This window comes from Streptomyces sp. UH6 (assembly GCF_013421635.1).
In the GTDB taxonomy this organism is placed as follows: domain Bacteria; phylum Actinomycetota; class Actinomycetes; order Streptomycetales; family Streptomycetaceae; genus Streptomyces; species Streptomyces abyssomicinicus.
Genome location: NZ_JACADT010000106.1, coordinates 1 through 10,332 on the forward strand (window position 1 = coordinate 1; position 10,332 = coordinate 10,332).

The 10,332-nt window shown below is 70.6% G+C and carries 10 protein-coding genes; all 10 read right to left on the minus strand.

The annotated features are described in order from the left end of the window. Positions 1-1,454 (minus strand): DNA polymerase IV (locus HW445_RS08910; protein ID WP_180220485.1); only part of this gene is annotated, 1,454 nt, incomplete at its 3' end. A gap of 49 nt (positions 1,455-1,503) precedes the next feature. Beyond that, a complete protein-coding gene (locus HW445_RS08915; protein ID WP_180220486.1) occupies positions 1,504-2,148 on the minus strand; it encodes a MerR family transcriptional regulator in 645 nt (214 codons plus the stop codon). 255 nt (positions 2,149-2,403) lie between these two features. Continuing rightward, the gene (locus tag HW445_RS08920) at positions 2,404-2,877 is read right to left on the minus strand and encodes a bifunctional nuclease family protein (RefSeq protein WP_151772043.1); all 474 of its coding nucleotides are present in this window, start codon (positions 2,875-2,877) and stop codon (positions 2,404-2,406) included. A gap of 67 nt (positions 2,878-2,944) precedes the next feature. After that, positions 2,945-3,739 carry a MerR family transcriptional regulator gene (locus HW445_RS08925; RefSeq protein WP_180220487.1) on the minus strand — a complete coding sequence of 265 codons (795 nt, stop codon included), beginning with the start codon at positions 3,737-3,739 and terminating at the stop codon, positions 2,945-2,947. A 39-nt stretch (positions 3,740-3,778) separates the two neighbouring features. Continuing rightward, positions 3,779-4,663, minus strand: coding sequence for an FHA domain-containing protein (locus HW445_RS08930; protein ID WP_180220491.1), 885 nt, complete (start codon positions 4,661-4,663; stop codon positions 3,779-3,781). An 82-nt stretch (positions 4,664-4,745) separates the two neighbouring features. Then, a complete protein-coding gene (locus HW445_RS08935) occupies positions 4,746-5,621 on the minus strand; it encodes a DUF881 domain-containing protein (RefSeq protein WP_180220488.1) in 876 nt (291 codons plus the stop codon). A gap of 4 nt (positions 5,622-5,625) precedes the next feature. Beyond that, complete coding sequence (locus HW445_RS08940; protein ID WP_108956887.1) at positions 5,626-5,958, minus strand: small basic family protein; 333 nt, start codon at positions 5,956-5,958, stop codon at positions 5,626-5,628. Further along, entirely contained in the window at positions 5,955-6,896 is a 942-nt protein-coding gene (locus tag HW445_RS08945) for a DUF881 domain-containing protein (RefSeq protein ID WP_180220489.1), read from the minus strand. The genes HW445_RS08940 and HW445_RS08945 overlap by 4 nt, the downstream gene beginning before the upstream one ends. Positions 6,897-6,992: 96 nt before the next feature. Continuing rightward, on the minus strand, positions 6,993-9,488 hold the full coding sequence (locus tag HW445_RS08950; protein WP_180220490.1) for a mannose-1-phosphate guanyltransferase: 2,496 nt from the start codon (positions 9,486-9,488) through the stop codon (positions 6,993-6,995). 113 nt (positions 9,489-9,601) lie between these two features. Continuing rightward, positions 9,602-10,216 (minus strand): CDP-alcohol phosphatidyltransferase family protein, encoded by a 615-nt coding sequence (locus HW445_RS08955; RefSeq protein WP_151772037.1) that lies wholly within the window; start codon positions 10,214-10,216, stop codon positions 9,602-9,604. Between the last annotated feature and the right edge of the window lie 116 nt (positions 10,217-10,332).

Consider the following 10,332-nt stretch of genomic DNA (forward strand, 5'->3'; position numbering starts at 1 on the left):
CGCCGAGGCCCACTCCCCGTCGACCCGGGCCCCACGGGCCCCACGGGGCCGACGGACACGGGGCCTGCGGGGCCTGCCTGGCCGGCGGATGCCACGGGTGCCTCCGACCTGACCAGCGGCAACGGTTCCGCCGGCTCCAGTTCGGGATCGTCGACGGAGAACGTCCGCACCCGTCCCGGGGCCGGCGACTCCGGCGTCTCGAACCGCACCGTGACCCGCCCGACCCCGCTTCCCTGCACCCACCCGTGCCCGAACACCGCGTGCCGCACGTCGTGGCCGGCGGTCCATCTCCGCACCGGCCGCTCCACCGACGGCTCCCGCCCTGGTATCGACCGGTCGGCGACGTCCTCCTCCTCACCCGGCTCCGCCTCCTCCTCCGCGTGCGCGGCCTGGGCGAACAGGTCCTCCTGGGTGAAGTCGGCCAGCCCGGACACGCCGACCCCCAGCAGCCGCACGCCCCCCGTCGTGTCGACCACCTCCAGCAGCCGCGCCGCCGCCTCCCGGACCACCGCCGGATCGTCCGTCGGACCGCGCAGCGTCTCGGACCGCGTCAGCGTGGAGAAGTCGTACCGGCGCACCTTCAGATGGATGGTCCGTCCCGCGTGCCCGCCGGCCCGCAGTCTCCGCACGCACCGGTCGGCCAGCCGCCGCACCTCCAGCCGGATCCGCACCCGGTCGTGGATGTCGACGTCGTAGGTGTCCTCCACCGACACCGACTTGGTCTCCCGCTCCGCCACCACCGCTCGTTCGTCGCGGGCCAGCGCCATCGCGTAGAGCGCCTGTCCGTGGGCTCTGCCCACCAGCCGCACCAGTTCGTCCTCACCGGCCTCGGCCAGTTCCCCCACGGTGGCGATCCCGGCGCGGCGCAGGTGGTCGCCGGTCGCGGGCCCCACGCCCGGCAGGGTCCGCACCGGCATCGGCGCCAGCAGCTCCCGCTCGGTCCCCGGGTCGATCAGCACCAGGCCGTCCGGCTTGGCCTCCTCGGAAGCGATCTTGGCCAGCATCTTGGACGCCGCCAGACCGACCGACCCGGTGAGCCCGGTGGCGGCGCGGATGTCCGCGCGCAGCCGCTCGCCGACGCGCCGCGCGGAGGCCGGGTCCCGGGCCACCCCGCCGGCCTCCAGGTCGACGAAGGCCTCGTCCAGGCTGAGTGGCTCCACCAGCGGTGACAGGGCGCGCAGCAGCGCCATCACCTGGTCGCTGACGGAGCGGTAGAGCGAGAAGCGCGGCGCCAGGTACGCGGCGTGCGGCGCCAGCCGCCGCGCCTGTCCCATGGGCATCGCGGACCGCACCCCGAAGACGCGTGCCTCGTACGAGGCGGTGGCCACGACCCCGCGCGGGCCCAGTCCGCCGACCACCACCGCCTTGCCGCGCAGGCTCGGCTTGGACGCCTGCTCCGCCGCGGCGAAGAAGGCGTCCATGTCGAGATGGAGAATCGTCGGCGCGGACCTCACACCACCGATGGTGCCGCACACCACCGACACAGCGGCCCCCGGCCGGATCTCAGACCGCCCGGTTGCTCCGCCTGCGGGCCAGTTCGTCCGCCGGATTGTGCCCGATCAGCGTCTCGCCGGTGTCCACGCGCTCGCCGTGCAGCTGGGAGAGCGCCTTCTCCACGTCGCGCCACACCACTCCGACGGCGATGCCGAAGATGCCCTGCCCCCCTTGGAGCAGCGCGTGCACCTCGTCCGGCGAGGTGCACTCGTAGACCGTGGCGCCGTCGCACATCAGGGTCATCCCCTCCAGGTCGCGGAACCCCTGCTCACGCAGGTGCTGGACCGTGGTGCGGATGTTCTGCAGCGAGACCCCGGTGTCGAGGAAACGCTTGACGATCTTCAGGACGACGACGTCCCGGAAGCTGTAGAGCCGCTGGGTCCCCGATCCGTGGGCGGGCCGCACGCTCGGCTCGACCAGTCCCGTACGCGCCCAGTAGTCCAGCTGGCGGTAGGTGATCCCGGCCGCGGCACAGGCCGTGGGCCCGCGGTAGCCGACCTGTTCGGACGTCGTCTGCGCCCCGCCGTGGCCCCCCGCACCGGTCGCCGAGCGCTGCGGCGCGTAACCGGCCGTGTTGCCGTGGGGCCGATACGAACCGCTGTCGCCCGGGACACGTCCCGGTGCGCCGGCCGTATCGTCGCCGCTCATTCTCACGCCGACCTCCGTCCTAGACCTGCCTTCCAGACGGTAGGCAGTCGTCAGGGGTGCGTCAACGATCGCCACACTCGGCACGCCGAGTGATAATCACCCTGCGAGTGGTTTTTCGTGCCCCGTCGCGGGGAAAGGCTAGCCGAATGTGCCCGGCGCGGACGGCAGGACGGCTGCAGTGACACCGGCAATTGCCGACGCGCCGGCCGCGAGCGGCCGGCGCGTCATCGGACTGCCTGGGAACGGGAACCTACGGGCGGGTCACTGATTGCTGGTGCCGAAGTCCTCGGGAGAGATCTGGTCGAGGAACTCGCGGAACTTCTCCACCTCGTCCTCCTGCTCGTCCGGAATCGCGATCCCCGCGTCGTCGAGCACCCCGTCACTGCCGTAGATCGGCGTGCCGGTGCGCAGGGCGAGGGCTATGGCGTCGGACGGGCGGGCGCTGACCTCCACGCCGCTGGCGAAGACCAGCTCGGCGAAGAAGACGCCCTCACGCAGGTCGGTGATCCGCACCTCGCTGAGCTCCTGGCCGACCGCCTCGAGCACGTCCTTGAACAGGTCGTGCGTCAGCGGCCGTGCGGGCACCATGCCCTGCTGGGCGAATGCGATGGCCGTCGCCTCTCCCGGACCGATCCAGATGGGAAGGTAGCGGTCGCCTCCCACTTCGCGCAGGAGCACGATCGGCTGGTTGGAGGGCATTTCGACCCGGACACCTACGACATCGAGCTCGTTCACACAGCAACCCTAGGCCGTGCTCGCACGGTTTGGGTAGTCGGGCAGGGCATGGGTGGATTCCGGGAGGTCAGGACAGGCGCACGCCGAGGGCGGTCTGCAGCAGCGCGGAGTGCAGGCGCGTGGTCAGTCCGGCCAGCTCCCGTGTCCGGACCCGCGCGTGCTCCCTGGTGTCCGGGTTGGGGTGCCGCTTCAGCGGGGCGACGACCTGGTCCACGAGACCGGCGTCGCGGTCCGCCGCGGTCTTCATGGCCCGCAGGTGGCGCGGCTCGATCCCGAAGCGGGCCATCTCGCCGAGCAGGGTGGCCACCGTGACCGCGGCCGCGTCGTATCCGCCCTCGGGCAGCGGCTCGATCAGCCCGAACGACTCCCAGGCCTCCAGCTGCTCCTCACCGCTGCCGGCCGCCGCCAGGAGCTCGTCCCGCCCGACACGCACCGCTGTGGCGCCGTCCGGTTCGGACTCCGGCACCGGGTCCTGGGTCGGGTCGGTCCCTCCGGCCGGACCGGGGAACCCGTCCTCGGACTCTCCCGTGGACCCCGGCTCGCCGCCCACCGCGTCATCGGCCGGCCGGACGCCCTCCAGGGCGTCCAGCCGCTCCCGGATGACCTTCAGCGGCAGATAGCCGTCCCGCTGCATCCTCAGCACCCGGGCCAGCCGCTCGACGTCCCCGGCACTGAACTTCCGGTACCCCGACGGGGTGCGCCGGGGCTCGACCAGCCCCTCCGACTCCAGGAACCGGATCTTGGAGATGGTGACCTCGGGGAACTCGTCGCGCAGCAGGCTCAGCACCGTGCCGATGCTCATCAGCCGGCTGTCCGCGGTGGCGGCGCCGGTTCCGGCGCCGCCACTCGGTGGTTCAAGCATGGACCTTCCCTGGGGTTGCCCCCGGACGAGTCCGGAGGGTCAGACGCCCCGCTGGCTCGCGTAGAAGACCAGGCGGTACTTGCCGATCTGGACCTCGTCACCGTTGGCCAGAGCGACCTGTTCGATGCGCTCACGGTTCACGTACGTGCCGTTGAGGCTGCCCACGTCCGCCACCGTGAAGATGCCGTTCGCGTCGCGGCGGAACTCCACATGGCTGCGGGAGACCGTCACGTCGTCCAGGAAGATGTCGCTCTGCGGATGACGACCCGCCGTCGTCAGCTCGGCGTCCAGCAGGAAACGGCTGCCGGAGTTGGGGCCGCGCCGCACCACCAGGAGGGCCGAACCGGCAGGCAGCGCCTCGACCGCGGCCTGCGCCTCGGGCGACAGGGCCGGGACCTGCGTCTGGCCGGTGGCCTCCGGGTCGTACGACTCGATGCCGGAGATGGAGATCGTCGAGGTCGTCTCGGAGGGACGCTCCGGGACACCGGCCCGGAGCGGAGCTCCGCAGTGCGAGCAGAAGCGGCTGTTCTCCGCATTGCGGTTGCCGCACCGCGTACACACCAGGGCCGACATGGACGGATCCTTCTGCTGCGGCTGCCCCGCCGCTGAGGTCGACGGGTCCCCGAAACCTATGCGGCCCGCCTGGGCAGGGTCAACGGCCGACGCGCCGTGACCACCGGAATTGCCACCCTCCGGACCAGCGACCTGGTCCCGGTAGAGCGGACGGTTCTGGGCGTCGGAACCGTCGCGATGGCGGGCCGTCTCGCTGCCGCCCTCTCGCGCACTCTTGCCGAACAACTTCGCAAACAACTTCACGGGCGATTCCCCTTGACCGAAACAGACCCGCCCGTGGGGCAGGACGAACCCTGACTGCACCGACCGGCCGACCCGGACATCTTCACAACGTCCGTCTCCGCCATACAGTTTCCACCACACACCACTTCTATGGCGCGCCGACCCCCCGCAATCCGACACTCCGTCGGAAGGGCGTCCGAGAAGCCCCGCCTCACCGGGCCGACGACCGAGCGTAGTCAGGCCGCTTCGCCCCTCGCAAGGCGTCCACGACGATCTTCGTGCCACGCTCCACGACGACGGTGGCCTGCTCCTTCTCCAGAGTCTGCACCACCCCTCCCGGGATGTTCAGCGCGGGCTCCAGATCCTGCGGCTTGCCGATGACCTTGAAACGATACGGAGCGGCGATCTTGTTCCCGTCCACCGACACTCCGGCGTCTCCGTCCGTCCGCTCCGTCAGATAGGTTCCGGCGACCACGCGGACCCCGTTGAGCTGGATGGCCTCCGCGCCCGCGGCCCGCAGCTCCTGGACGGCGTCGAGGAGCTGGTCGGCGCCCACCGCGTCCTGCGGGTCCTGGACCGTCACGGTGATGCCCGGGCCCTCGGCCGCGACCGTCCCGGCCAGCACGCCGAGCTGCCGCTCCTTGGCCAGTGTCTGACGGCGGGCCTCCTCGGCCTGGTCGGAACTGTTCTCCAGCTCCGACCGCTGGCTCTCGAGGCTCTTCTGCTCCTCCTCCAGCCGCGCCGTGCGGTCGTCGAGCTCGTCGAGGATGCGCACCAGGTCCTCCTGCCGGGCGCCCCGGAGGGCGGTGTCGCCCTCGCTGTGCGAGGCGACCTGCACGGCCAGCCCGAACCCGAGCCCGAAGAGCAGCAGGGCCACGATCAGCTGGGCACGGCTCACCCTGGGCGGCCAGAGGCTCTGTGCGAGCCTCTGACGCCCTGTCAGCGCCGTCGGAGCCTTCTCCTCCGTCTCGCCCCGCACAGCGGCCGAGGGGGGCCTCTCCTGCGGCAGCTCCTTGCGCAGCCGGTTGTCCGGCCTCCCTGGGCCGTCCTGCGGCCCCGGGTTCCCCTCGTGCCTCTCCTCGTTCATCGCCTCACGCCCTGAAGACGTGCCGGCGGATGGCCGCGGCGTTGGAGAAGATCCGGATGCCCAGGACGACGACCACGCCGGTGGACAGCTGGGCGCCGACCCCGAGCTCGTCGCCGAGGAAGACGATCAGCGCGGCGACGACCACGTTGGACAGGAACGACACCACGAAGACCTTGTCGTCGAAGATGCCGTCCAGCATGGCCCGCAGTCCGCCGAACACGGCGTCGAGCGCCGCGACCACGGCGATCGGGAGGTACGGCTCCACGGCCACCGGGACCTCGGGCCGGACCAGCAGGCCCACCACGACTCCCACGACCAGGCCCAGTACGGCGATCACGATGTGCCCTTCCCGCTGTCCGGCTGTTCAGCCTCAGCTGGTTCCGATGTCTGTGCCGGCTCGGCCGTGCGCAGGATCACGCTGGGGGCGGCGGGCAGCCGCAGGTCCTGCTCGACCGAGATGGCCGTGCGGATGCCGTAGTTCTCCTGCAGCGCGTAGAGGTAGAGCCCGTCCGCGCTGTCCTGGAACAGGGTGCTGAGCCGCTTCCCGTCCCCCACCGCGAGCACCGTGTACGGCGGTGCCAGCGGCTTGTTGTCGACCAGTATCGCGTCACCCGCCGCCCGGATGGCGGACAGGGCGGTCAGACGCCGGCCGTTGACGGAGACGGCCTCGGCGCCCGACTCCCACAGGCCGTTGACCACCCGCTGGAGGTCCCGGTCACGCACCCGGCCGGTGTCGGAGAACCCGCTCGAACCGCGCGGCTCGCCGTCGGCCCCCGTGCCCGAGCCCTCCGCGTCGTCGACGACCAGCTTGACGCCCGGCCCGTGCACGGCGACGGCGCCGGACAGGATCTGCAGCGTCTCCAGTTCGTCGCCGCCGCCCCCGTGCTCGCGCAGCGCCTCTCGCTGGCGCTCTCCGACCTCGGCCCGGAGCTGGTCGACACTGCCCTCGAGCTCGTCGGCCCGCTCGGTCTGCCGCTCGATCCTGTCGATCAGTTCCTCGCGCTCCCGGGCGACCACCGGGGCGTCCTCGCGGGCCTGCGCCGCACCGAGGGTGACCACCAGGGCGGCCAGCACGAGCCCGCCGGCCAGACCCAGCTTCGCCTTGAGCGTCTTCGGCATGCCGCCGTCCTCGCCGCGCTTGCGCGCGGCGGCCTCGGCGTAGCCGTCGTCGAGGCTGTGGTCCATGACGTTGGTGAGCAGCGACATGGAGGCGTCCGGGCGCGGAGGGCGATCGGGAGTGCTCCGAACGGGGGGCTGCTGCGGCATGCCGCACATCGTCGCATGCCGCGACCCTGTACCACGAACGGCCCCATCGGCGTGCCGGGCGGACCCCGTCGCGGGGTCCGCCCGGCTGTCCGGCAGGGGCGGGGCTCAGTGCCCGGCGCCCTCCACCACGGTGCTCCACTCGTCGAGGAGCGCCTGTGCCGAGGCGTCGTCGGGGCCTTCCGCCCACAGGTGGGTGACCGCTTCGGCGGGGTCGGGCAGCACCAGGACCCAGCGCCCGTCGGCCTCCACGACCCGCACGCCGTCGGTGGTGTCGACGAACCGGTCCCCGGCCGCCTCGACCACCCGGCGCATCACCAGGCCCTTCACCGCCCAGGGCGTGGCCAGGTCCCGCTTGAGCACATGGGCGCGCGGGATCCGCGCGTCGATCTGGCTCAGGGTGAGCTGGGTGCGGGCCACCAGGCCGATCAGGCGCACGAAGGCGGCCGTGCCGTCGAAGACGCCGCTGAACTCCGGGACGATGAAGCCGCCGAGGCCGTCACCGCCGAAGATGGTCGACTCCTCGCGCCCCACCCGGGTGAGGTCGTCGGGAGAGGTGGTCGTCCACTCGACCTGTGTGCCGTGGTACGCCGCGACCTGCTCGGCGATGCGGGTCGTGGTCACCGGGAGCGCCACCCGGCCGCTGCGGCGCTCGGCCGCGACCAGGTCCAGCATCACCAGCAGCGCCCGGTCGTCCTCGACGATCCGGCCCCGCTCGTCGACCAGCGACAGCCGCTCACCGACCGGGTCGAAGCGCACGCCGAAGGCCGCTCCCGACGAGGCGACGATCTCGCCGAGCCGCACGAGCCCGGCCCGACGCATCTCCAGGGTCTCCGTCGGCCGGGCTTCGTCCAGGCCCGGGTTGATGGTCAGCGAGTCGACCCCGAGTTTGCCGAGCAGGCTGGGCAGCACCAGTCCCGCGCTGCCGTTGGACGCGTCCACCACGACCTTCAGTCCGGCGTCCGCGATGCCGCTGGTGTCGACGTTGCGCAGCAGCGAGCCGGTGTAGGAGTCGAAGGTGCTGGACGGGAAGTGCAGGTCCCCGATCTCGCCGGGGAAGGCGCGACGGTACTCCTGCCGTGCGAAGACCCGGTCCAGCTTCCGCTGCCCGGCCTGCGACAGGTCGGCGCCCTGGCTGTCGAAGAACATGATGTCCACGGAGTCCGGCACCCCGGGCGTGGTCCGGATCATGATGCCGCCCGCGCTTCCGCGGGCGGTCTGCTGCCGGGCCACCGGCAGCGGCACGTTCTCCAGGTCGCGCACGTCGATCGCGCTGGCCTGCAGCGCCGAGATGACGGCCCTCTTCAAGGCCCGGGCGCCTCGCGAGTGGTCGCGCGCGGTGGTGACCGTGGCGCCCTTCTTCAGGGTCGTCGCGTACGCGCCGGCCAGCCGCACGGCGAGCTCCGGCGTGATCTCGACGTTGAGGATGCCGGAGACGCCTCGCGCGCCGAAGAGATGCGCCTGGCCTCTGGACTCCCAGATCACCGAGGTGTTGACGAAGGCTCCCGCCTCGATGGTCTTGAACGGGTAGACCCGCACATTGCCCTGCACGATCGATTCTTCACCGATCAGGCACTCGTCACCGATGACGGCGCCGTCCTCGATTCGAGCGGCCCGCATGATGTCGGTGTTCTTGCCGACCACGCAGCCACGAAGGTTGCTGTGCGGCCCGACGTACACGTTGTCGTGGACGACGGCCTTGTGCAGGAAGGCGCCGCTCTTGACGACCACGTTGGAACCGATCACGGTGTGCTCGCGCAGTTCCGCGCCGGCCTCCACCTTGGCGTAGTCGCCGATGTAGGCGGGCCCGCGCAGGACGGCGTCGGGGTGCACCTCGGCACCCTCGGCGACCCACACCCCGGGCGAGATCTCGAAGCCGTCGATGTCGACGTCGACCTTGCCCTCGAGGACGTCGGCCTGTGCCTTCACGTAGCTTTCGTGCGTGCCCACGTCCTCCCAGTAGCCCTCGGCGACATAGCCGTAGATCGGCCGGCCTTCCTTCATGAGCTGCGGGAAGACGTCACCCGACCAGTCCACCGGGACATCGGGCTGGACGTACTTGAAGACCTCGGGCTCCATCACGTAGATGCCCGTGTTGACGGTGTCGGAGAAGACCTGGCCCCAGGTCGGCTTCTCCAGGAAGCGCTCGACCTTGCCCTCGTCGTCAACGATCGTGATGCCGAACTCCAGCGGATTCGGCACACGCGTCAGGCAGACGGTGACGAGGGCGCCCTTCTCCTTGTGGAAATTGATCAGCTCGGTCAGGTCGAAATCGGTAAGGGCGTCACCCGAGATCACGAGGAAGGCGTCGTCCTTGAGTGCCTCTTCGGCGTTCTTGACGCTTCCCGCGGTGCCGAGTGGCTTCTCCTCGTTGGCATAGGTGAGCTCCATACCGAGCTCTTCGCCGTCACCGAAGTAGTTCTTGACCAAAGAGGCCAAGAACTGGACAGTGACCACGGTTTCGTTGAGCCCATGCCTTTTCAGCAGCCTCAGCACGTGCTCCATGATCGGCCGGTTGGCAACCGGCAGGAGCGGCTTGGGCATGCTCGAGGTCATGGGGCGAAGGCGGGTGCCCTCGCCTCCGGCCATCACGACGGCCTTCATGTCGGAAGCGTCCTCCTCTGACAGACGACGGTGAGACCGACAGCCTCCGCACGAATCGTCCCGCATGTTCCGGACACGGGCCATCCGGCCCCGAGGGGCCACTCATCGGCGAGTCAGTCGGCAGTGGCCATGGTGTCCGCGCGAACAAGGCGTCGGACCTGAACCACGTAGAGGACTCCTGCCCACCAATAGAGGGTTGTACCCCACCCTGCGAACGCCCAACCGAAAATCGCTGCCAATGAGGCCAGCCAGCCACTGCCGTCACTCAGCAGAAGTAGCGGGAAGGCGTACATCAGGTTGAACGTCGCCGCCTTGCCGAGGAAGTTCACCTGCGGCGGCGGATAACCGTGCCGGCGCAGGATCGCCACCATCACCAGCAGAACGGCTTCACGCGCCAGCAGCACGATCGTCAGCCACAGCGGAAGGATTTCCCGCCACGTCAGACCGAGCAGGGTGGAGAGGATGTAGAGCCTGTCCGCCGCCGGATCCAATAGCCGGCCAAGGCTGCTGATCTGGTTCCAGCGTCGCGCGAGCTTCCCGTCCAGATAGTCGGTGACACCGCTCAGCGCCAGCACCAGCAGGGCCCAGCCGTCACTCTTGGGGCCACCGAACTCGGGCCGCAGAATGAGCCACAGGAACAGGGGCACGCCGAGAAGCCTCGCCATGCTGAGGATATTGGGGATGGTGAGTACCCGGTCCGTCTGGACGCGGGTCTCCTGGACCTCCACCCGGGGGCCTCCTGTGGGATACGTGTCAATGGTGCGATCGAACCTTACCGCCAGGGCCGACGCCCGGACGCGGAGGGGTCCGCCCGAAGGTCGGAGCTCTCCATAAAGCAGAAAGC